General features: G+C 72.2%; 22 protein-coding genes. 4 read left to right on the forward strand and 18 right to left on the reverse strand.

What is annotated here, in order from left to right:
• Positions 1 to 221: 221 nt before the first annotated feature.
• The 14 genes from cbiE to ACFVWU_RS33715 form a co-directional block, all read right to left on the reverse strand.
• The gene (gene cbiE / locus ACFVWU_RS33650) at positions 222 to 1,478 is read right to left on the reverse strand and encodes a precorrin-6y C5,15-methyltransferase (decarboxylating) subunit CbiE (RefSeq protein WP_387627881.1); all 1,257 of its coding nucleotides are present in this window, start codon (positions 1,476 to 1,478) and stop codon (positions 222 to 224) included.
• Positions 1,479 to 1,639: 161 nt separating this feature from the next.
• The gene (locus ACFVWU_RS33655; protein ID WP_387627883.1) at positions 1,640 to 2,275 is read right to left on the reverse strand and encodes a GNAT family N-acetyltransferase; all 636 of its coding nucleotides are present in this window, start codon (positions 2,273 to 2,275) and stop codon (positions 1,640 to 1,642) included.
• A gap of 198 nt (positions 2,276 to 2,473) precedes the next feature.
• Complete coding sequence (locus tag ACFVWU_RS33660; protein WP_387627884.1) at positions 2,474 to 3,298, reverse strand: MetQ/NlpA family ABC transporter substrate-binding protein; 825 nt, start codon at positions 3,296 to 3,298, stop codon at positions 2,474 to 2,476.
• 57 nt (positions 3,299 to 3,355) lie between these two features.
• Positions 3,356 to 4,084: a methionine ABC transporter permease gene (locus ACFVWU_RS33665; protein ID WP_387627886.1), complete on the reverse strand. Its 729-nt coding sequence runs from the start codon at positions 4,082 to 4,084 to the stop codon at positions 3,356 to 3,358.
• Positions 4,081 to 5,106 carry a methionine ABC transporter ATP-binding protein gene (locus ACFVWU_RS33670; RefSeq protein WP_387627888.1) on the reverse strand — a complete coding sequence of 342 codons (1,026 nt, stop codon included), beginning with the start codon at positions 5,104 to 5,106 and terminating at the stop codon, positions 4,081 to 4,083. Before ACFVWU_RS33670 ends, ACFVWU_RS33665 begins: the two co-directional genes overlap by 4 nt.
• A 552-nt stretch (positions 5,107 to 5,658) precedes the next feature.
• Positions 5,659 to 6,162 (reverse strand): GNAT family N-acetyltransferase, encoded by a 504-nt coding sequence (locus ACFVWU_RS33675; protein ID WP_387627890.1) that lies wholly within the window; start codon positions 6,160 to 6,162, stop codon positions 5,659 to 5,661.
• A gap of 235 nt (positions 6,163 to 6,397) precedes the next feature.
• Entirely contained in the window at positions 6,398 to 6,655 is a 258-nt protein-coding gene (locus ACFVWU_RS33680) for a hypothetical protein (RefSeq protein ID WP_387627891.1), read from the reverse strand.
• A 107-nt stretch (positions 6,656 to 6,762) separates the two neighbouring features.
• Positions 6,763 to 8,187, reverse strand: coding sequence for an argininosuccinate lyase (gene argH / locus ACFVWU_RS33685; RefSeq protein WP_387627892.1), 1,425 nt, complete (start codon positions 8,185 to 8,187; stop codon positions 6,763 to 6,765).
• A gap of 133 nt (positions 8,188 to 8,320) precedes the next feature.
• Positions 8,321 to 8,869, reverse strand: a complete 549-nt coding sequence (locus ACFVWU_RS33690; RefSeq protein ID WP_387627893.1) for an arginine repressor — start codon at positions 8,867 to 8,869, stop codon at positions 8,321 to 8,323.
• Positions 8,870 to 8,892: 23 nt separating this feature from the next.
• Positions 8,893 to 10,098 (reverse strand): acetylornithine transaminase, encoded by a 1,206-nt coding sequence (locus ACFVWU_RS33695; RefSeq protein WP_387627894.1) that lies wholly within the window; start codon positions 10,096 to 10,098, stop codon positions 8,893 to 8,895.
• Positions 10,095 to 10,970 (reverse strand): acetylglutamate kinase, encoded by an 876-nt coding sequence (gene argB / locus ACFVWU_RS33700; RefSeq protein ID WP_387627914.1) that lies wholly within the window; start codon positions 10,968 to 10,970, stop codon positions 10,095 to 10,097. The genes ACFVWU_RS33695 and argB overlap by 4 nt, the downstream gene beginning before the upstream one ends.
• A gap of 85 nt (positions 10,971 to 11,055) precedes the next feature.
• Positions 11,056 to 12,210 (reverse strand): bifunctional glutamate N-acetyltransferase/amino-acid acetyltransferase ArgJ, encoded by a 1,155-nt coding sequence (gene argJ / locus ACFVWU_RS33705; RefSeq protein WP_387627916.1) that lies wholly within the window; start codon positions 12,208 to 12,210, stop codon positions 11,056 to 11,058.
• An 11-nt stretch (positions 12,211 to 12,221) separates the two neighbouring features.
• Complete coding sequence (gene argC, locus ACFVWU_RS33710) at positions 12,222 to 13,250, reverse strand: N-acetyl-gamma-glutamyl-phosphate reductase (RefSeq protein ID WP_387627896.1); 1,029 nt, start codon at positions 13,248 to 13,250, stop codon at positions 12,222 to 12,224.
• A 270-nt stretch (positions 13,251 to 13,520) separates the two neighbouring features.
• Positions 13,521 to 14,732 carry a methyltransferase gene (locus ACFVWU_RS33715; RefSeq protein ID WP_387627899.1) on the reverse strand — a complete coding sequence of 404 codons (1,212 nt, stop codon included), beginning with the start codon at positions 14,730 to 14,732 and terminating at the stop codon, positions 13,521 to 13,523.
• Between the two features lie 96 nt (positions 14,733 to 14,828).
• On the opposite strand from ACFVWU_RS33715, the gene ACFVWU_RS33720 reads away from it, so the two are divergent.
• Positions 14,829 to 15,233 (forward strand): VOC family protein, encoded by a 405-nt coding sequence (locus tag ACFVWU_RS33720; protein WP_387627901.1) that lies wholly within the window; start codon positions 14,829 to 14,831, stop codon positions 15,231 to 15,233.
• Between the two features lie 42 nt (positions 15,234 to 15,275).
• Positions 15,276 to 15,650, forward strand: coding sequence for an RNA-binding S4 domain-containing protein (locus ACFVWU_RS33725; protein WP_387627903.1), 375 nt, complete (start codon positions 15,276 to 15,278; stop codon positions 15,648 to 15,650).
• A 15-nt stretch (positions 15,651 to 15,665) separates the two neighbouring features.
• On the opposite strand, the gene ACFVWU_RS33730 is transcribed toward ACFVWU_RS33725, so the two are convergent.
• Both ACFVWU_RS33730 and ACFVWU_RS33735 read right to left on the reverse strand, forming a co-directional pair.
• Positions 15,666 to 16,172 (reverse strand): FBP domain-containing protein, encoded by a 507-nt coding sequence (locus ACFVWU_RS33730; protein WP_387627904.1) that lies wholly within the window; start codon positions 16,170 to 16,172, stop codon positions 15,666 to 15,668.
• 170 nt (positions 16,173 to 16,342) lie between these two features.
• Positions 16,343 to 17,230, reverse strand: a complete 888-nt coding sequence (locus ACFVWU_RS33735; RefSeq protein WP_387627906.1) for an SAM-dependent methyltransferase — start codon at positions 17,228 to 17,230, stop codon at positions 16,343 to 16,345.
• A gap of 207 nt (positions 17,231 to 17,437) precedes the next feature.
• Here ACFVWU_RS33735 and ACFVWU_RS33740 point away from each other — a divergent pair, with 207 nt between their 5' ends.
• Complete coding sequence (locus ACFVWU_RS33740) at positions 17,438 to 18,346, forward strand: polysaccharide deacetylase family protein (RefSeq protein ID WP_387627907.1); 909 nt, start codon at positions 17,438 to 17,440, stop codon at positions 18,344 to 18,346.
• Positions 18,347 to 18,359: 13 nt separating this feature from the next.
• On the opposite strand, the gene ACFVWU_RS33745 is transcribed toward ACFVWU_RS33740, so the two are convergent.
• Both ACFVWU_RS33745 and ACFVWU_RS33750 read right to left on the reverse strand, forming a co-directional pair.
• The gene (locus ACFVWU_RS33745; protein ID WP_387627909.1) at positions 18,360 to 19,172 is read right to left on the reverse strand and encodes an SDR family NAD(P)-dependent oxidoreductase; all 813 of its coding nucleotides are present in this window, start codon (positions 19,170 to 19,172) and stop codon (positions 18,360 to 18,362) included.
• Positions 19,173 to 19,464: 292 nt separating this feature from the next.
• Positions 19,465 to 20,382 (reverse strand): RNA-guided endonuclease InsQ/TnpB family protein, encoded by a 918-nt coding sequence (locus ACFVWU_RS33750; protein WP_387627911.1) that lies wholly within the window; start codon positions 20,380 to 20,382, stop codon positions 19,465 to 19,467.
• A 306-nt stretch (positions 20,383 to 20,688) separates the two neighbouring features.
• On the opposite strand from ACFVWU_RS33750, the gene ACFVWU_RS33755 reads away from it, so the two are divergent.
• The coding region (locus ACFVWU_RS33755; RefSeq protein ID WP_387627912.1) for a 3-hydroxybutyryl-CoA dehydrogenase at positions 20,689 to 21,547 on the forward strand (859 nt) is incomplete at its 3' end.

Here is a 21,547-nt window from a genome sequence, read left to right on the forward strand (position 1 = left end):
TCCGACACACGGCCCGTCGAATTGCCCACACTCCGAGCGGAACCGGGTTGCACCACGTCAAAAAGGTGACAAACCGACCGATTCAGGCGGGTCGCCGACGGCTGCAGCCGCCTGGGACGCCACACTACCGGCCCGGCGCGGTGACCTCTCGAATCAGTGTCCGGATGCGACCTGGATCACCGCCGAGCCCGCGCGGCGGTCCCGGCACGCACCCGAGGCCTTCACACGATCTGCTCACCCCAGAGCAGCAGCGTGCCGCCCGTGCCCGCCCCGAGCTCCAGGCCGCCGCCCTCGCCCGCGGGCCGCAGCGGGGTGGACTGCAGGAGTGCCCCGTCCGCCCGGTAGCCCGCCTCGGCGATGGCCCGGCGGATCTCCTCCGCCTCGGCGAAGGTGCGGGCCAACGCGACGAAGCGCTCGGGCTTGCGGGCCAGCACGGCGCGCACCACGTCGAGGCCGCCGGACTCCACCACCGCGGCGTCCGGCTCCGGCAGCCCGCCCAGCACCTCGGGGCCCCGGCCGTGCACCGTCTCCACGTCGACACCGTACCGGCGGGCGTTGACGGTGAGCCGGGCGCAGGCCGAACGGGAGGCCTCCACCGCGACCACGGCGGCGCCGAACCGGGCCGCCTCCACCGCGAGGGCGCCGCTGCCGGCGCCGACCGACCAGACCAGGTCCCCGGGCCGTGCACCCAGACGGGCCAGCACCAGCGCGCGGACGTGCGCGGGGAGTGCTCCCGACGCGCCCGTTTCGTCCTCCGTGCGCCCGGCGCCCGCGTAGGCGTCGGCGGGGAGCGCCCAGCCGCGTTCCGCGCCGGGGTAGCCGACCGGGCGCCCGGCCAGCCAGCCGGCCGCCTCGTCCACCGCCCCGGGCTGGGCGGCGCCGCCGATCACCAGCACCACATTGGGGTCGCGCCAGACGTGGTCGGCGATCCGGTCGGAGGTCAGGACGGCGACGTCCTCCTCCGGGGTACCGAGGGCCTCGCACACCACGAAGGTCCGGTGCACCCCGCGCAGCATCAGGGCGAGTTCGCTCGGGCCCGCGCCCGGCGCGGTGAGCACCGCGACCTTGGGGTGGGCCCGGCAGATGTTGGCCGCGCGGCGCAGCCGGCCGCCGTGGGCGCTGACCACCTGGGCGTCCTCCCAGGGCATCCCGGCCCGCGCGAAGGCGGCGGCGACGGAGGAGACGGCGGGCAGGACTTCGAGTTCGAGGCCGTACTCGGGGCGGCGCAGGGTGCGCACCACACCGAAGAAGCCCGGGTCGCCCTCGGCGACCACGACGGCGGCGCCGCGGTGCTCGGCGATCCGCTTGGCGGCCTGCTGGATGTTGCCGAGGGTGATCCGCTCGGCGGCGTCCGGCACCGGGAGGGCGCCCAGTTGGTAGGGGGCGCCGGCTACCAGGGTCGCCGCGGCGAGGGCCGCACCGGCGGCCTCGGTCAGTGGCGTTCCGTCCCACCCGATGACCGTGATCCGGTCAGCCATCTGCGGCCGTTCTCCCTCGACTCGATGCGCGGCTCGTCGCGCCGTCTGTGCGGCACCGGTGCAGAGGCTACCGGGTGTGATCCCTTGGGGGCCGACATCTCGTACACATGTCCGTGCCGATCAGGTGGCCGGATGCCGTCACGGCGGCGACGGGCGGTGGATCAGTCGCGCAGCACGTAGCGGTGGTCGCCGTGCCAGCCGTCCCGGCGCAGTTCGGGCGACTCCAGGTCCTCCGGGAGCAGGCTCCACAGGATCAGGTCACTGCGGCTCTCTTCCACGACCTCCCCGGACTCGCCGCGCACTATCCAGGCGCTGCGCAGCACGCCCTCGCTGATGCCGCCGATCTTCTGGGCGACCTGCTGGGCGGCGGTGTTCCCGGCGGCCGTGCGCATCTCCAGGCGCAGGAAGCCGCGGTCCTCGAACAACCACTGGGCGACGCCGAGCACGGCCTCCGGGGCGTAGCCCTCACCACGCGCCCAGACGGCGGTGACGTAGGAGATCTCGGTGCTGCGCAGCCGCCAGTCGGTGTTGCGCAGCTCGACCAGGCCGACCAGGCGCTGGGTCAGGTGCTCGGTGACGGCGAAGACGATGCCGCGGCCGTCGGCCCGGTGGACGGGGGCGAGGGTGCGGGCGAGCTCGGCCGCGTACTGCTCGGTGAAGGGGTGCGGGAGATCCGTCCAGGCCAGGACGAGGTCGTCGGCCATCATGGTGGCCAGGCCGGGGGCGTCGTCCTCCGCAAGGGGACGCAGCAGCAGCCGTTCGGTGCTGATGGCGGTCTCGGGGAAGCTCGCTGCCATGCCGTCTCTCCTCGCCGGGTCGTGAACACAACACCGTACGCCTCCGTCGCGCGCCGGGTACCACGCGGTGCGCCGCCGCACGACGGTACGTCAGAACCCGGTCTCCCGTGGTGTCCCTGGTGCATACTGCCCGACCGGGCCCCCGCCGAGGTGCGGCGGGGGCCCGGTCGAATGTGACAAGGTATGACCGTACGACGATCAGAAGGCCGGGATGACCGAGCCCTGGAAGGTGTCGTTGATGTACTTCTTGACCTCGTCGGAGTGCAGCAGCTCGGCGAGCTTCTTGACCCGCGGGTCGTTCTCCTTGCCCTTCTTGACGGCGAGGATGTTGGCGTACGGGTTGCCCTCGGCCTTCTCCAGCACCAGCGCGTCGGTGGCCGGCTTCAGGCCGGAGTCGATCGCGTAGTTGCCGTTGATGACGGCGGCGTCGAGGTCGGAGACCGAGCGGGGCAGCTGGGCGGCCTCCAGCTCCTTCCACTTGAGGTTCTTCGGGTTGCCGGTCACGTCGGCCGGGGTGGCGGTGGTGCTGACGCCGTCCTTGAGGGTGATCAGCTTGTTGTCGGCGAGCAGCTTGAGCGCGCGGCCCTCGTTGGTGGCGTCGTTGGGCAGGCCGATGGTGGCGCCGTCCGGCAGGTCGGTGATCGCCTTGACCTTCTTGGAGTAGAGGCCCAGCGGCTCCAGGTGCACGGTCTCGACCGAGACGATGTCGGTGCCGTGCTTCTTGTTGAAGTCCTCCAGGTACGGGACGTGCTGGAAGTAGTTGGCGTCGGCCGAACCGTCCTGCACCGCCGTGTTGGGGGTCACGTAGTCGGTGACCTCCTTGATGTCGAGCTTGAGGCCCGCCTTCTCCGCGAGGTTGTCCTTGACGTACTTGAGGATCTGCCCGTGCGGGGTGGGGCTCGCGACGATCTTCAGCGGCGCGTTCGGGTCCGAGGAGGAGGACCCGGAGCTGCCGCAGGCGGCCAGCGAGAGGGCGAGGCCGGCGGTGGCGAGGACACTGGTGAACTTCAGGGCGTTGCGCACGAAAAGTGCCTTTCTGCGTGTTCCTGGGAGCCGCGTCCGGAGTCGGACGAGGGAGGTCTAGGAGGCGACGAGGTCCTTGTCGGGAGTCGTCGGGGTGCGGCCGAGCAGCCGGGTCCGGCCGCCGGTGCGGCCGCGGTGGGCGAGGCGCTGGACGGCGAAGTCGCCGATCAGCTGGACGGCGGTGACGAGGATCACCAGCTCGGCCACGATGACCCACATGAAGGCCGTCTCGAAGCGCTGGTAGCCGTAGTTGACGGCGAGGGTGCCGAGGCCGCCGCCGCCGACCGTGCCGGCCATCGCGGAGTAGCTGATCAGGGTGATGACCGTGGTGGTGACCGAGGCCACGATGCCGGGCAGTGCCTCGGGCAGCAGGGTCTTGCGCACGATCGTCCAGGTGCTGCCGCCCATCGACTGGACCGCCTCGATCAGGCCGCGGTCGACCTCACGGACGGAGGTCTCGACCAGGCGGGCGAAGAACGGGATGGCGCCGATGGTGAGCGGCACGGTCGCGGCCTGCCAGCCGATGGAGGTGCCGACCAGCCAGCGGGTGAAGGAGATCAGCGCGATCATCAGGATGATGAACGGCACCGAGCGGGCGATGTTCACCACGAAGCCGATGGCCTTGTTGACGGCCCGGTTGGCGAGCAGGCCGCCCTTGTCGGTGAGCACCAGCAGCACGCCCAGCGGCAGGCCGAGCAGCACGGTGACCGCCGCGGACACCCCGACCATCTGGAAGGTCTCCTGCGTGGCGGGCCCCATCAGGGCCCACATCTGGTCCCAGGTCATGCCACCGCTCCGTTCCCCGCGCCGATCACGTCCACCTGCAGGCCCTGCTCGCGCAGGTAGCCGATCGGCACCACGTTGTCCTGGTGGCTGCCGGACAGCTCGACCCGCATCCGGCCGACCATCCGGCCGGCGATGGTCTCGACGGCGGCGCCGAGGATGTTGATGTCGATCTGGTAGGTGCGGGCGAGCTGGGAGACGAACGGCTGGCCCGAGGTGTCGCCCTGGAAGGTGATCTCCAGCACGGTGGAGCCGGGCTGCCCGGTGCCGAACTCGCTGAGCGGGAACAGCTCGCGGGCCAGCTCCGAGCCGGGATCGGCCAGCAGGTCGGTGAGCTCGCCGGACTCGACCACCCGGCCGCCGCGCATCAGGGCGGCGGAGTCGCAGACGGTCTTGATGACGTCCATCTCGTGGGTGATCAGCAGGACCGTCAGGCCCAGCTGCTGGTTGAGGTCGCGCAGCAGCTTGAGGATCGAGCGGGTGGTCTCCGGGTCGAGCGCCGAGGTGGCCTCGTCGGAGAGCAGCACCTTGGGGTCGCCGGCCAGGGCGCGGGCGATGCCGACGCGCTGCTTCTGGCCGCCGGACAGCTGGTTGGGGTAGCTGCGGGCCTTGTCGCCGAGGCCGACCAGGTCGAGCAGTTCGGCGGCCTTGCGGCGACGCTGGGTGCGGTCCAGGCCGATGATCTCCAGCGGGAGTTCGACGTTCTGCTGGACCGTCCGCGAGGACAGCAGGTTGAAGTGCTGGAAGACCATGCCGATCCGGCGGCGCGCCTCGCGCAGCTCCCGGCCGGCCCGGTTCTCGCCGCCGGACAGCGCGGTCAGCTCGACCCCGTCCACGGTGACGGTGCCGGAGGTCGGGCGCTCCAGCATGTTCACGCAGCGGATGAGGGTGGACTTGCCGGCACCGCTGGTGCCGACGACCCCGTAGACCTCGCCCGGACGGACGTGCAGGTCGACGCCGGCGAGGGCGGTCACCTCGCGGCCTCGGGAGCGGTAGACCTTCGTGAGGTCCGTGGTGGTGATCACAGGTGCTTCCGTGGGTCGGGGCGGGCGGCGGTGACGACCGCCCGACCGGGGTTGCGGTCGGCGGTGTCCTACGACGCCTCGCCAGGGGGATCCGGACCTGCCACCCCTTGATCGTGGCCGCTGGACGGCCGGGCCGCGCGACGGCGTGGCCCTTACGAGTCATCGGCGGCCGCGGGTGGGCGGGCACGCCGGAGGGAGGGGTTCCGGGAGGAAGGCGCGCTCGCACGGACGGGAGCGGCGCCGGAGTCTCGCTTCGGGGCGCGAGGGGGAGGCACCCTCAGCGGGGTGCCCGGGGGCGGTGGCCCTCAGCAGTGACACATTCGACGGCACATGGCACGCTCACCTGCCGGCAGCGTGCCGGTGGGGGTCCAGTTCGTCGTCGCAGTCATGTGAGCCAGTAAAACAGATCAGCCGAATTGCGCCCAATTATTCTGCACGGCTGTCCGCATTGCGGACAGCCGTAGCCGTGACCAGCGCAGATGCGACTCGGCGCCGCCACCTTCCTGTCCGGATGGTGGCGGCGCCGAGGAGCGGCCCGTACGGGCGGGGGGCTCAGGCGGTCGCGGCGAGCGGGGTCGCGACGGGCTTCTCCAGGTGCACGAAGCTCAGCCGGCTGCTGACCTGCTCGACGGCGGTCTGCCGGTAGCCCTGGCGGGCGTACAGGCGCAGGTTGCCGAGGCTGCGGTGGCCGGTGAACAGGTGGTAGGCGGTCACCGGACGGCCGTCGGCGGCGAGGCTGCGCTCCAGGGCGTCCAGGAGCCGCCCGCCCAGGCCGTGCCGTTGCATCCGGGGATGGACCACCAGGCGCCCTATCCGGCCGATGCCCCCGGCGTCGACGTGGCCACGGACGGCGCCCACCACCTCGTCGCCCAACCGGGCGACCAGGACGTGCTGCTCGGCCAGCTCGGCGCGCAGACTCTCCAGGGTCTGCGTCAGGGGCTCGATCGCCCAGTCGCCGTACAGCTCCGCCTCGGGCTGGTAGCCCAGGTACTGGAGCTTGAGGATCTGCTCGGCATCCTCGGCCGCCGCGGCCGAGATGATCACACTCATGCCCATGTGGAGGGGCCTCCCCAGTCGTCGTGCCCGGCGCGCAGAGGGTGGCGCGCTCACGCTCAGTATCCGAGCGATCGCGCCACCGTCAAGAGTGGCGTTCGCCAGCGCTCTACCCGGGTGTCAGCTCCCCTCAATCTTCGGAGGGGCAGACAGTGGCGAGTGTCACGCCAGGGTGGGCAGGGCCGCGGAAGGCGGCCGGGTGAGGCGGGAGGGCGGCGCGGGGAGTCACCGCGATCACTCAGAGATAGCGCTCCGCATGGAGCAGCAGCCGAAGGCAGGCCAGGCAGCGGGAGCGGGTGGGGCCGATGGAGCCGCGCGGCATGCCGAGGCGCTCGGAGAGTTCGCGGTAGGTCGGCGGTGGGTCCTCGGCGAGGGCGGCGACCAGCTGGGGGCAGCGGCCGGGCAGGGCGGCGACGGCCTCGCGGACCACGCGGCGGCGGCGTTCGGCGAGGAAGACGTCCTCGGCGGAGGGGACGGGCGGAAGGGCTGTGCACACACCGTGCATGACGGGCCCGGGCGGGTGCGGTTACGCCCGGACCGGGGCACGTACGCGGGAGGGGCGCGTCGGTCGGACCGCCGCGCCCCTCCCCCGCTGACCGACGGTCAGCTCTCGGCCCACTCCTGCTGCCGCGCCAGGTCCGCCTTCACCTCGGCGAGCTGGACCGCGACGGCCGAGGGGGCGGTGCCGCCGCGCCCGTTGCGGGCGGCGATGGCGCCGTGGACGCTGAGCACCGAGCGGACCTCGGGGGTCAGGTGCTCGGAGATCGAGGCGAACTGCTCGTCGGTCAGGTCGGACAGCTCGATGCCCTGGGCCTCGCAGACCTTGACGCAGGCTCCGGCCACCTCGTGCGCGACCCGGAACGGCACGCCCTGCTTGACCAGCCACTCGGCGATGTCGGTGGCGAGCGAGAAGCCCGCCGGGGCCAGCTCCTCCAGCCGCTCCCGGTGCACGGTGAGGGTGGCCATCATCCCGGTGAACGCGGGCAGCAGCACCTCCAGGGTGTCGCAGGAGTCGAAGACCGGCTCCTTGTCCTCCTGGAGGTCCCGGTTGTAGGCGAGCGGCAGCGCCTTGAGGGTGGCCAGCAGGCCGGTCAGGTTGCCGATCAGCCGGCCGGACTTGCCGCGGGCCAGCTCGGCGATGTCCGGGTTCTTCTTCTGCGGCATGATCGAGGAGCCGGTGGAGAAGGCGTCGTGCAGCGTGATGAAGCCGAACTCCTTGGTGTTCCAGATGATCACCTCCTCCGCGATCCGGGAGAGGTTGACGCCGATCATCGCGGTCACGAAGGCGAACTCGGCGACGAAGTCGCGCGAGGCGGTGCCGTCGATGGAGTTGCCGACCGAGCCGCCCTCGAAGCCGAGGTCGGCGGCGACGGCCCGCGGGTCGAGGCCGAGCGAGGAGCCGGCCAGCGCGCCGGAGCCGTACGGGGAGACGGCGGTGCGGGCGTCCCACTGGCGCAGCCGCTCGGCGTCCCGGCCGAGGGCCTGCACGTGCGCGAGGACGTGGTGGGCGAAGAGGACGGGCTGGGCGTGCTGCAGGTGGGTGCGGCCCGGCATCGCGGTGTCGGGGTGCGCCTCGGCGAGGCCGACCAGGGCGTGCTGGAGGTCGAGCAGCAGGCCGCCGATGGTCTTGGCGTGGTCCCGCAGGTACATCCGGAACAGGGTGGCGATCTGGTCGTTGCGCGAGCGCCCGGCCCGCAGCTTGCCGCCGAGGTCGGCGCCGAGGCGCTCCAGCAGACCGCGCTCCAGGGCGGTGTGGACGTCCTCGTCGGCGACGGTGCCGGTGAAGGTACCGGCCTGGACGTCGGTGAGCAGCTGGTCGAGGCCGGCCAGCATGGCGGCGAGCTCCGACTCGGAGAGCAGTCCGGCCTTGTGCAGCACCCGGGCGTGGGCCTTGGAGCCGGCGATGTCGTACGGGGCGAGGCGCCAGTCGAAGTGGACCGAGGCGGAGAGCCTGGCCAGCGCCTCGGACGGGCCGTCGGCGAAGCGCGCGCCCCAGAGGCGGACGTCGGAGGACTGCTGGGCGGTCATCGCGGTGGCTCCTTACACGGCTGCGGTGGTGCACACATGTGCAGTAGGTGGCATAAGTATGCACGATGCCGCATGAAACACAAAACCCCGGCCGGAGCTGGTCCGAGTGCCGGGGCTTCGGGGTGTCGAGGTGTTACTGGGCCTTGGCCTGGGCGAGCTGCATGAGGTGGTCGGCGAGCGCCTGGCCGCCGGACGGGTCCCGGCTGATCAGCAGCACGGTGTCGTCGCCGGCGATGGTGCCGATGATCTCGAACACCTCGGCCTGGTCGATCGCCGAGGCCAGGAACTGCGCGGCCCCGGGCGGGGTGCGCAGCACGACCAGGTTGCCGGAGGCGGTCGCGGAGACCATCAGCTCGCCGGCCAGTCGGGCCATCCGGCCCTCGCTGGCCGACTCCCCCATCGGCGCACGCGGCGTACGGTCGCCGCCCTCGGCCGGGACGGCGTAGATCAGCGCGCCGTCCCGGTTGCGGATCTTGACCGCGCCCAGCTCGTCCAGGTCCCGGGAGAGGGTGGCCTGGGTGACCACGAGTCCGTCGTCGGCGAGCAGCTTGGCGAGCTGGCTCTGCGAACGCACGGGCTGGCGGGTGAGCAGGTCCACGATCCGCCGGTGGCGCGCGGTGCGGGTCTGCGGGACCTGCGGCGTCGGGCCGGCGGCGGAGGGGCCGGAGCGGGAATCGGTCATGTGATTATTCTCCCGGACGACGGTCAGCTCGCATCGGCCGGGGCGCTCTCGCGCACCATCCGGAGGATGCCGGGCAGCGCGGCCAGGAAGGCGTCCGCCTCCTGCTCGGTCAGCACCAGCGGCGGCGCCAGCCGTACCGCGTCCGGGACGGCCGCGTTGACCAGGAAGCCCGCCTCCTGCGCGGCGGCCTGGATCTTGGCCGAGACCGGCCGGGTGAGCACGATGCCGAGCAGCAGTCCGGCCCCGCGCACGTGCGAGACCAGCGGGTCGCCGATCGCCTCGACGCCGTGCCGCAGCCGCTCGCCGATCTTGCGGACGTGCTCCAGCAGGCCCTGGGACTCGATCGTGTCCAGCACCGCGAGCCCGGCCGCAGCGGCCACCGGGTTGCCGCCGAAGGTGGTGCCGTGCTGGCCCGGGGTGAGCAGCTCGGCCGCCTCGCCGAAGGCCAGCACCGCGCCCATCGGCAGGCCGCCGCCGAGCGCCTTGGCCAGGGTGACCACGTCCGGCTCGATGCCCTCCTCGGCCTGGTGGGCGAACCAGTGGCCGGTGCGGCCGATACCGGTCTGGATCTCGTCCAGGACGAGCAGGGTGCCGGTGGCCCGGGTGATCTCGCGGGCGGCCTTGAGGTAGCCCTCGGGCAGCGGGATGGCACCGTTCTCGCCCTGGATCGGCTCCAGGAAGACGGCGGCGGTCTCGGTGGTGACGGCCGCGCGCAGCGCCTCGACGTCGCCGAACGGGACGTGGGTGACGTCGCCGGGCAGCGGGCGGAACGGGTCCTGCTTGGCGGGCTGGCCGGTGAGCGCGAGGGCGCCCATGGTCCGGCCGTGGAAGCCGCCCTGGAGGGCGACCAGATGGGTGCGGCCGGTGCGTCGACTGATCTTGAAGGCCGCCTCGTTGGCCTCGGCGCCGGAGTTGCAGAAGAACACCCGGCCGCCCTCCCGGCCGTCCAGCTCCAGCAGCCGCTCGGCGAGGGCGATGGTCGGCTCGGCCATGAAGAGGTTGGAGACGTGGCCGAGGGTGGCGATCTGCCTGCTGACCGCCTCGACCACGGCCGGGTGGGCGGTGCCGAGGGCGTTGACGGCGATGCCGCCGAGCAGGTCGGTGTACTCCTTGCCGTCGGCGTCCCAGAGCTTGACGCCCTCGCCGCGCACCAGCGGGATGCGGGGGGTGCCGTAGTTGTCGGTGAAGGTGTGCTGCCAGCGGTCGGTGAGTTGCTCGTTGTGCGTCATGCCAGTCCCCCGGTCACGGTCGGTTCGTCGTCCGGCACGACCATCGTGCCGATGCCCTCGTCGGTGAAGATCTCCAGCAGCAGGCTGTGCGGGACCCGGCCGTCCAGCACGCGGGCGGTGCCCACGCCGGAGCGGACGGCGCGCAGGCAGCCCTCCATCTTGGGGACCATGCCGCTGGCCAGGCCCGGCAGCAGATCATCCAGCTCGCTCGCGTTGAGCTGGCTGATCACGTCGTCGGAGTGCGGCCAGTCCTTGTAGAGGCCCTCGACGTCGGTGAGCACCACCAGCATCTCGGCGCCGAGCGCGACCGCGAGGGCGGAGGCGGCGGTGTCCGCGTTGATGTTGTAGACGTGGCCGTCGGCGCCGCGGGCGATCGAGGAGATGACCGGGATCCGGCCGTCGGCGATCAGCGCCTTCACCGCGCCGGCCTCGATGTTGACGATGTCTCCGACCAGGCCGATGTCGACCTGCTCGCCGTCCACCACCGCGTAGCGCTTGACCGCGGTCATGGTGTGGGCGTCCTCGCCGGTCATGCCGACGGCGAACGGGCCGTGCTCGTTGAGCAGGCCGACCAGCTCCCGCTGCACCTGGCCGGCCAGCACCATCCGGACCACGTCCATGGTCTCGGGGGTGGTCACGCGCAGGCCGTTGGTGAAGCTGGACTCCAGCCCGAGCTTGTCGAGTTGGGCGCTGATCTGCGGGCCGCCGCCGTGCACCACGACGGGGTGGAGTCCGGCGTAGCGGAGGAAGACGACGTCCTGGGCGAAGGCCGCCTTGAGGCTGTGGTCCACCATGGCGTTGCCGCCGAACTTGATCACGACGGTCTTGCCGTGGAAGCGCTCCAGCCACGGCAGCGCCTCGATCAGCGTCATGGCCTTGGGCAACGCGTTGTTGTTGCGGGCCTGTTCGCCCTTGGGTGCGATCTGCACGGGTCTCGGTTCCTCGTCCGATCAGGTGTCAGCTGGAGTAGGCGCTGTTCTCGTGGACGTAGTCGGCGGTGAGGTCGTTGGTCCACAGCGAGGCGCTCGCCGTACCGGCGTTGAGGTTCGCGGTGATGACGACCTCGCGGTCCTTCATGTCCACCAGGTCGCGGTCCTCGCCCACGCCGCCGTCCTTGCAGACCCAGACGCCGTTGATGGCCACGTCGAGCCGGTTCGGGTCGAAGGTGGCGGAGGTGGTGCCGATCGCGGCCAACACCCGGCCCCAGTTGGGGTCCTCGCCGTGGACGGCGCACTTGAGCAGGTTGTTGCGGCTGATCGTCCGGGCGACGTCGACGGCCTCGTCCTCGGTGGCGGCGCCGGTGACGTCGATCCGGATGTCCTTGCTGGCGCCCTCGGCGTCGCCGATCAGCTGGTGGGCCAGGTCGGCGCTGACCGCGCGGACGGCCTCGGCGAACTCGGCCTGGTCCGGGGTGATGCCGGTGGCGCCGGAGGCGAGCAGCAACACGGTGTCGTTGGTCGACATGCAGCCGTCGGAGTCGATCCGGTCGAAGGTGGTGCGGGTGGCGCCGCGCAGCGCGGCGTCCAGGGCGGCGGCGTCCAGGGCGGCGTCGGTGGTGAGGACGACCAGCATGGTGGCCAGGCTCGGGGCGAGCATGCCCGCGCCCTTGGCCATGCCGCCGACCGTCCAGCCGGCCGGGCTGGTGACCTGGGCGGTCTTGTGCACGGTGTCGGTGGTCTTGATGGCGATCGCGGCGGCCTCGCCGCCGGTCTCGCTGAGCTCCCCGGCCGCCAGGGTGACGCCGGGCAGCAGGACGTCCATCGGCAGCCGGACGCCGATCAGGCCGGTGGAGGCGACGGCGACCTCGCCCGCGTTGAGACCCAGCTCCTCGGCCACCTTCTCCGCGGTGGCGTGGGTGTCCTGGAAGCCGAGCGGGCCGGTGCAGGCGTTGGCGCCACCGGAGTTGAGGACGACGGCGGATACCTGGCCGCCCTTGAGGACCTGCTCGGACCAGAGCACCGGCGCGGCCTTGACCCGGTTGGCGGTGAAGACGCCGGCCGCCGCGAGCGAGGGGCCGTCGTTGACCACCAGCGCGAGGTCCGGGGTGCCGGAGGCCTTGATGCCCGCGGTGACCCCGGCGGCCCGGAAACCCTTGGCGGCGGTCACGCCGATGTTCTGAGTGGTCACGGTGCGACTCCGTTCACGGGAAGGCCCAGCTCCTCGGGCAGTCCGAGGGCGATGTTCATGCTCTGCACCGCGCCGCCCGCGGTGCCCTTGACCAGGTTGTCGATCGCGCTGATCGCGATGATCCGCCCGGCGGTCGGGTCCAGGGCGACCTGGACCAGGGCGGTGTTGGCGCCGTAGACGCTGCTGGTCTGCGGCCACTGCCCCTCGGGCAGCAGGTGGACGAACGGCTCGTCCGCGAACGCCTCGGCGTAGGCGGCGCGCAGGCTCTCGGCGCTCACGCCCGGCTTGGCCTTGGCCGAGCAGGTGGCGAGGATGCCGCGCGGCATCGGGACGAGGGTGGGGGTGAAGGAGACGGTGACCGGCTCGCCCGCCAGCGGGGTGAGGTTCTGCACCATCTCCGGGGTGTGCCGATGCACGCCGCCGACGCCGTACGGGCTGACGCTGCCCATGACCTCGCTGCCCAGCAGGTGGGGCTTGGCGGCCTTGCCGGCGCCGGAGGTGCCGGACGCGGCGACCACGACGGCCTCCGACTCGGCGAGCCCGGCCGCGTAGGCGGGGAAGAGCGCCAGGGAGACGGCCGTCGGGTAGCAGCCGGGTACCGCGATCCGGTTGCTGCCCTTCAACGCGGCGCGGTGGCCGGGGAGTTCGGGCAGGCCGTAGGGCCAGGTGCCGGCGTGCGCGGAACCGTAGAACTGCTCCCAGTCGGCGGCGGCCTTGAGCCGGAAGTCGGCGCCGCAGTCGACCACCAGGACGTTCTGGCCGAGCGCCTCGGCGACGGCGGCGGACTGGCCGTGCGGCAGCGCCAGGAACACCACGTCGTGGTCGGCCAGCACCTCGGGGGTGGTGGGTTCGAGGATGCGGTCGGCCAGCGGGATCAGGTGCGGCTGCAGCGCGCCCAGGCGGGTGCCCGCGTTCGAGCCGCCGGTCAGGGCCCCGATCTCCACCTCCGGGTGGCCGAGCAGCAGGCGCAGCACCTCGCCGCCCGCGTACCCGCTCGCGCCGGCGACGGCGACTCGCAATGCCATGGCGTTCCTCCTTAGTCGTGGCATGAATATACGCGGGAGGGAAAATCCATGCAAGGCTCGGCGGAGTCCGGCCCGACCGGACGGGTTCGGGGTCGAAGTGGTCATCGCGGGCCGGCCCGGGGTGGAGGCGGCCGCGCCGGGCGAACGGGAGGACCTGCTGATCGACGCCGCCTTCGGGGAGGTTCCTCACCGACCGGGGCCGGGTGGGAACAGAGGCACGGCGGCGCGGCCGGGGCGTCGTCGGGCCGCGCCGCCGACCGCGGCCACGCGTCAGCGCTTGACCGCGCGCAGCACCACGAACTTCGGGTTCCCGGCGACGAGTTGGCAGTTGCCGAAGAGCTTGCGCAGCTTGACGTGGTAGCCGAGGTGGCGGTTGCCGACCACCCAGAGCTCGCCGCCGGGCTTGAGCGCCCGCCGGGAGCCGGTGAACATCCGCCAGGCGGTGGCGTCGGTGGTGGCCTGGTGGGAGTGGAACGGCGGGTTGTTGAGCACCAGGTCCACCGAGCCGGGGGCGAACAGCTCCGGGGCGAGCGCGTCGGCGGCGAGGAACTCGGCCGGGGCGTCCGGGCCCAGGTTGGTGCGGAAGGTCTCCTCGGCCGAGGCCACCGCCTGGTGGGACTCGTCCACGAACACCAGCTCCGCGCCCGGCCCGGCCAGCGCGGCGGCCGTACCGACCACGCCGTTGCCGCAGCCGAGGTCGACCACCCGGTCCCCGGCGGCGGGGGTCGGCAGGTGGGCCAGGAAGAAGCGGGTGCCGATGTCGAGCCGCTCGGCACAGAAGGTGCCGGCGTGGTTGACCACCGTACGGCCGGAGGCGGGGCCGACGTCCGGCGGCAGCGCGTAGCGGTGCGGCCACGGACTGGCGCCGGGGTCGAGCGCCGGGTCTGGGGTGCAGAAGATCAGCCTGGCCTTGCGGACCGCGAGCGAGGTGCGGGTCGGACCGAGGATCCTCTCGAAGAGCTGCAGGGTCGAGGTGTGGATCTCGGTGACCATGCCGGCGCCGACCACGACCGTGCCGGGGTGGATCGCCGGGGCGAGCCGGTGCAGCTGGTCCTCCAGCAGGGCCAGGCTCTTGGGGACGCGCACCAGCAGTACGTCGATCCGCTCCGGCGGGGTGTCCCGGGTGGTCAGCAGCCGGGCCTCGTCGACGGCCGCGCCGGCCCGGGCGAGGTTCTCCCGGGTGGCCTGCCCGCCGAGGTGGGAGTCGGTGATCTGGACCGGTTCGTACGGCGCGAGCGCGGTGGTCAGCGCACCCCAGCGATCACCGAGGACGGCGATCCGGCGGCCGGCCAGCTCGGTCGGGGTGCCGGCGGCGCTGTCCGCCTCGCCCGCGAGGTGGCGCAGCAGGTACTCGTCGGCGGCGTCCCAGGCCCGCAGCCGCTCGCGCGGGTCCGCCGGGAAGCGGGTGAGGTCGAAGGTGCCCCACGAGGTGGCCAGCGGGGTGGCCGACGGGGTCGCGGCGGGCGCGGTCTGCGGATTCATCGTGTTCTCAGGCTATCGGACACCTGGCGGGGAACAGTTTTTATGGGATCCGAGCGGACGGATACTGGAAGAGCCCGGCCGAGAGAGGTGAGGGCGATGGACTGGAAGCTCGAGGTCGTGGTGGTCCCGGTGGCGGACGTGGACCGCGCGAAGGTCTTCTACGAGGAGCAGGCCGGCTTCACGGTCGACCACGACACCTGGCTGCGGGACGGTGTCCGGGTGGTCCAGCTGACGCCTCCGGGATCGCCCTGCTCGATCGTGGTGGGGACGGGGGTGATCGATTCGGCGCCCGGCTCGGTGAAGGGCCTCCAACTGGTGGTGCCGGACATCGAGCGGGCGCACGCGGAGCTCGCGGCGCGCGGTGTGGCGGTCAGCCCGGTCCAGCACTTCGTGGCGGGCTCCCGGATGGACGGGCACGGCGAGGCCTGGAACAACTTCGTGTTCTTCAACGACCCGGACGGCAACGGCTGGGCCGTCCAGGAGGCGCCTTCGGCCGCCTAGGCCTCGGGCAGGCCTGGGGCGCGCCTTGGGTAGGCTCGTGGGATGGCTGAGGACGAGGGAAGCGTGCGGGTGGACGCCTGGATCTGGTCGGTCCGGCTGGCCAAGACGCGGTCGCTGGCGGCCGCCGCCTGCAAGGCCGGGCACGTCCGGGTGAACGGCGAACGGGCCAAGCCGGCCCAGACCCTCAAGCCCGGGGACGAGGTGCGGGTCCGCGAGGAGGGGTACGAGCGGGTCGTCGTGGTGCGCAAGCTGATCCGCAAGCGGGTCGGCGCCTCGGTTGCGGCGGAGTGCCTGATCGACAACAGCCCGCCGCGACCGCCGCGCGAGCTCGTCTCCCCGGTCTTCGAGCGCGACCGCGGCGCCGGCCGCCCGACCAAGCGGGATCGGCGCGAGCTGGACGGGCTGCGCGGACGGTAGCGGACGGTAGGCGCCCTATGCCGCCGTGTCGGTGAGCACCCGGGCCAGGAAGGCGTCGAGGTTGAGCACCGTACGGGCGACCTGGTCCTCCAGCGGCATCGACTCGTCGGGCCGGGTGACCAGGGTGGACTTCTTCAGCCCGCGCACGTAGAGCGAACAGGCCAGGTCGGCGCAGACGTACGTGCCGACGGTGTTGCCCTCGCGGCCCGCCGCCCCGGCCCGGCGGGCCGCCAGCAGCGCGACGCCGGACCCGGCGTGCGCGGTGATGCACAGCGAGCACACATTGGTCTTGGTCAGGCTGCGCCGGACCATCGGCGAGCGCAGCGTCACCCCGACCAGCTCGCCGCCGTACGGCGCCACCAGGTAGGCGCGGTCGGGCGCGCCCTGGTCCCGCCAGCCGAGGAAGTCCAGGCTCTCCCACGGCAGTTCGGCCAGGCCCCGGGGCAGGTTGAGCCGACGGGCCTCGCCCTTGGAGCAGTTGACGAAGGACGCGCGGATCTCGGAGTCGCTCAGGGGTTCCATGTCGCGGAAGCTAACACCGCGCGCCGAGCCCTGTCGCTTCCTTTTCCCCCGGTACGCACCGGATCGGCCGACCGCGGTGCGGCACCGTCGGCGCCCTGCCATGGTCCGCCCCGCCATGGTCCGCGACGGCTGGTCCCGGCGCAGGAGGGAGGCGCCGGGACCGCGGCACGTCAGGGCTTGAAGGCGACGCCGGCGTAGGCGGAGACGTCCTGCCAGCCGTCGGGGAGTTCGGTGGTGCGGACGTGGCCGGCGGTGGGGCGCCAGAGCGGGAGTTGGACGAGGCCGGGTCCGACGAACTCGAAGTCGCCGAAGAAGGGTTCGACGCCGGAGCGCGGGCGCAGGACGAGCGGCGCGCTGGCGCTCCGGTAGATCCGGGCGCCCTCGGCGGCGCTCTCGCGGGAGGCGAAGTCGGGGCTGCCGTGGGAGAGGATCAGCGCGCTGCCCGGGGCGAGCGCGTCGCGCAGGGTGCGCACGATCCGCTGCGCGCCCTCCTCGTCGCGGATGAAGTGCAGGACGGCGACCAGCATCAGCGCGACCGGCTGGGAGAGGTCGACGGCGGCGGCCAGCGCGGGGTGGCCGAGGATGGCCTCCGGGTCGCGCAGGTCGGCCTCGATGACGGAGGTGTGCCCGGTCGGGTGGCCGGCCAGCAGGGCGCGGGCGTGGGTGGCGACGATCGGGTCGTTGTCCACGTACACCACCCGGGCGTCCGGAGCGACCCGCCGGGCGACCTCGCTGGTGGAGCCGACGGCCGGGATGCCGGTGCCGATGTCGACGAACTGGCGGACCCCCCGGCCCGCGACGAACTCGACGGCCCGGCCGAGGAACTGCCGGTTGGTGCGGGCCAGCAGCGGCAGCGCGGGGTAGGCGGCTATCGCGGCCTGGGCGGCCTTGCGGTCCGCCTCGAAGTTGTCCTTGCCGCCCAGGTAGTAGTCGTACATCCGCGCGGTGTGCGGTATGCCGGTGTCCAGCTCGCTCGGCGGCTGCCAGTCCTCGGCTCTGGCCCACTCCCAGTCGGTGCTCGTGCCGTGGCCGACGGCCGCGGTGTCCTCGTGCATCATCTTCCGCCCCCAATGCGACATGCCGGAATGTGCCTACCGCTCCGTAACACGCGGCGCGCCGTGATCGTATCCAACGACACACCGTGGAAACAGCGGGAGTTCAGGTTTACGCAACACCCGTAGAACGGAGTGTGTGCACGTCAAGGGAACGGGTGGACGCCCGTGGCGGATCGCCGGGCGGGGCCGTCCTCTCTATGCTGGCTGCCGATGACTGCCGACCGCCGCACCGTACTGCGCACCGCCGCCCAGCTGGCCGCCCTGACCGCCGCCGGTGGGCTCCTCACCGGTTGCGCCGGCGGTACGCCCCGCCGGGCCGACACCGGGTCGCTCGCCGCGCACCCCGGCACCGTCGACCCGCAGCAAACCACCGACCCGGCCTGGACCGGCGGCGAGGGCCCGGAGTCCCCCGCCCCGACCACCCCGGCCGAGCCGCAGCCCACCGGCCAGCCGACCGCGGCCGCCACCCAGAGCTCCGCCCCGCCGACCCCGCCCGCGCTGACGCCGCTCGCGGCCGGCACACCGTACGAGGTGGTGTACGGGCCGCGCGCCGGCAAGAACGTGGCGCTCACCTTCCACGGCAGCGGCGACCCCAAACTCGCCACCGCGCTGCTGGAGGCCGCCGAGCAGCGCGGCGCCAAGCTGACGGTGATGGTGGTCGGCAGTTGGCTCGACCAGCAGCCGCAGATGGCCCGGCGGATCCTGGACGGCGGGCACGAGCTGGGCAACCACACCCAGAACCACCTGAACATCTCGGCGATGACCCCGGATCAGGCCCGAGCCGAGATCGCCCAGTGCGCCGACCGGCTGCAGAAGCTGACCGGCTCGATCGGCCGCTGGTTCCGCCCCTCCGCCGCCCAGTACGCCAGCCAGATGGTGCGCGATCAGGCCAAGGCCGTCGGCTACGAGCACGTGCTGTCCTTCGACGTCGACCCGCGCGACTACAACGACCCGACCGCCGCCGAGCTCCAGCGCCGGGTGCTGGGCGCCGTACGCGGCGGCTCGGTGGTGGCCCTGCACATGGGCCACCAGTGCACCATCGACGCGCTGCCGGCGATACTGGACGGCCTGGCCAAGGCGGGGCTCAAGCCCGTCACCGCCAGCCAGCTCTGCGCCTGACGGACGGTAGGGCTCAGGCCATCGGGTCGCCGTCCTTGTACGGGCGCAGCCTCAGCGTTCGGGCGTCCGTCCCGCGGATCTCCTCGGCCCGCTCGACCAGTTCCGAGAGGTCGTCCCGCCCGGCGTGGATGAACCGCCCGTGCAACCCGTCGAAGCGGCCCCGGGCGGCGTCCACGGTGACCGCGACCATGTACGGGATCGAGCCCCAGGCCTTCATGTCCTGGAACATCGGCATCGCGGCGGTCATGTCGGTGGCCACCGCGCCGGGGCTGATGTCCAGGACCACGATGTCGTGCTGGGCCAGCGAGTCCGCCATGTTGTCGGAGAGCTGGAGCAGCGCGCCCTTGGAGGTGGCGTACGCGGTGTAGTTGCCGTCCGGGCGCAGCGCGAAGCCGGAGTTGAGGTTGACGACCCGCCCGCGGCGGCGGGCCACCATGCCGGGCAGCACGCAGCGCAGCAGGTTGTAGGGGCCGCGCAGGTTGGTCTCGATCACCTGCCACCACTGGTTGGGATCGGTCTCCCAGATCGGCACCTCGGCGCGGTCGACCAGTCCGGCGTTGTTGACCAGCAGGTCGATCGGTCCGAGGTCGCGCTCGACCAGCCGGACGGCCTCGCGCACCGACCCGGGGCGGCAGACGTCGGCGGTGACCGCGACGCCCCGGGAGCCGCGTTTGAAGCACTCCTTGAGGGTCTCGGTCAGCGTGTCGTGGGTGCGGCCGAGCAGGCCGACGGCCATGCCCTCGGCGGCCAGGCCGATGGCGATCTCCCGGCCGATTCCCCGGCCCGCGCCGGTGATCAGGGTGACCTGTCCTGCGAGTGATCCCATCGGCACCGCGTGCTCCTTTCGCGTCCCCGGCCCCGTCCCCGGCGTTTTGTCGGACCTGCGGCATTCTGTCGGCCGCCGGGCGGCGGCGGCCCCGGGCACACGCGCGAGCGGCGCGGCCTCACTCGTTCGGAGGATGTTTGACATCCTCCCCGCCCTCAAGGGGCGGGGATTCCTCCCGCGCCTGCGGCACGGACGCCCGTGGTCCGCTGGTCGCCGAGGCGGGTTCCCCGTTCGACGGGCCGCGCCTGGCATGGGATCGCCACGCCAGGACTTACCGGCCCTCCAGGGGCGTTTAGCCTGTCCGCCTGCCCGGCGGCCAGGATGTTTCGAGCAGCGTTGAGGTCACGGTCATGCAGCCACGGGTGAGGCCGCGCACGTTCAGGTCCTCCAGGTACACCGCTTGGGTTTCGCGGATGATCCTGGTGGTCTGTTTGTGCAACCAGTCCATGCGGGTGTCGGCCACCTTGGCATGGGCCTTGGCAACCTTGATGCGGGCCTTGGCCCGGTTCTTCGACCCCTTGGCCTTGCGGGACAGCTCCCGCTGCGCGGCCTTGAGCTTCTTCTCCGCCTTGCGGAGGAAGCGCGGGTTGTCGATCACGCTGCCGTCGGAGAGGACGGCGTAGGTGGTCAGCCCGAGGTCGATGCCGACCTCGGCATCGACCTCGGGCAGGTGGCTCGGTTCGACGTCCACGACGAAGCTGGCGTGGTACCGCCCGGACGGGTCCAGCACGATCGTCACGGACGACGGATCGGCCGGCAGCGCCCGCGACCACTTCACCCGCACACCGCCGATCTTCGCCAGGTTCAGCTTCCCGTTGCCCCGGATGCGGAACCCGTTGCGGGTGAACCGGAGCGACTGCCGGTTGTCCTTCCGGGATTTGAACCGAGGAAGCCCGACCGGCCGACCGGCGCGTTTACCGGACACCGAGTCGAAGAAGTTCCGGTACGCGGTGTCCAGATCCCGAAGGGACTGGATCAGCGGGTCCACCCCGACCGAGGCAAGCCACGCGCGTCCGGGGGTCTTCTTCGCCGCCGTGATCACGGACTTCTGCAAGTCCGTGGACTTCGGGTAGGGCCGCCCGCCCTTGCGGGCTTCCTTCCGCACCGCGAGAGCGTCGTTGTACACCACCCGCGCACACCCGAACGTCCGCGCCAGCAGAGCGCGCTGACCCACCGTCGGGTAGAGGCGATAGGAGCACCTCAGGTGCACACGATCAACCTACCGACAGGCACTGACATCGATGCTCGCGTCCGACCTCCGAAGATCACTCCGCCGCTTCGCGGCTCCGAGCCAAGGCCCTGTTCCTCCCCGGCCTGAAGGCCGGGGCATCCTGGGAGCTCAAAGGTGAACACTGGCACTGTGCCGGGGAGGGGGTGACCTACTGGCCGGTACGGAGTAGTAACGTCGTCGGGGCGGTGACCGGTGCACCCATTCCGGTACACCGACCCGTTGACCAGCAGCTCGCTGGGCCACCAGTTCGCTGGGTGACCCCCAGCACCACCGAAGGGCAACTGAGTGAGTGACATCGCGCGCGTCGGAGTAGTCGGCTGCGGCCTGATGGGGTCGGGCATCGCCGAGGTCTTCGCCCGGGCCGGGCTGGACGTCCTGGTGTCGGAGGCCAGCGGTGAGGCGCTGGAGTTCGGCCGCACCCGGCTGACCAACTCCCTGGAGACGGCGGTCAAGCGCGGCAAGCTGACCCCCGAGCAGCGGGACGAGGCGATGTCCCGGCTGTCCTTCACCATCGAGCTGTCCGACTTCGCGGACCGCGACCTGGTGGTCGAGGCCGTCGCCGAGCGCGAGGACATCAAGGTCAAGATCTTCGAGACCCTGGACCGGGTGATCGAGCGCCGTGACGCGATCCTGGCGTCCAACACCTCCTCGATCCCGATCGTGAAGCTGGCCGCCGCCACCTCCCGCCCGGAGCAGGTGATCGGCCTGCACTTCTTCAACCCGGCGCCGGTGCAGAAGCTGGTCGAGGTCATCCCGACCCTGACCACCTCGGCGACCACCACCGAGCGGGTCGAGGCCTTCGCCTCCCAGGTGCTCGGCAAGGAGCCGATCCGCGCCCGTGACCGGGCCGGCTTCGTGGTCAACGCGCTGCTCGTCCCGTACCTGCTGTCCGCGGTGCGGATGTTCGAGTCGGGCGTGGCCACCGCCTCCGACATCGACAAGGGCATGGAGGCCGGCTGCGCCCACCCGATGGGCCCGCTGCGGCTGTGCGACCTGATCGGCCTGGACACCATCGTCTCGATCGCCGAGTCGATGTACGACGAGTACAAGGAGCCGCTGTACGCCGCTCCGCCGCTGCTGTCCCGGATGGTCGACGCGGGCCTGCTGGGCCGCAAGTCCGGCCGCGGCTTCTACGACTACACCG

It is taken from the genome of Kitasatospora sp. NPDC058190, from assembly GCF_042883685.1.
Lineage (GTDB): Bacteria > Actinomycetota > Actinomycetes > Streptomycetales > Streptomycetaceae > Kitasatospora.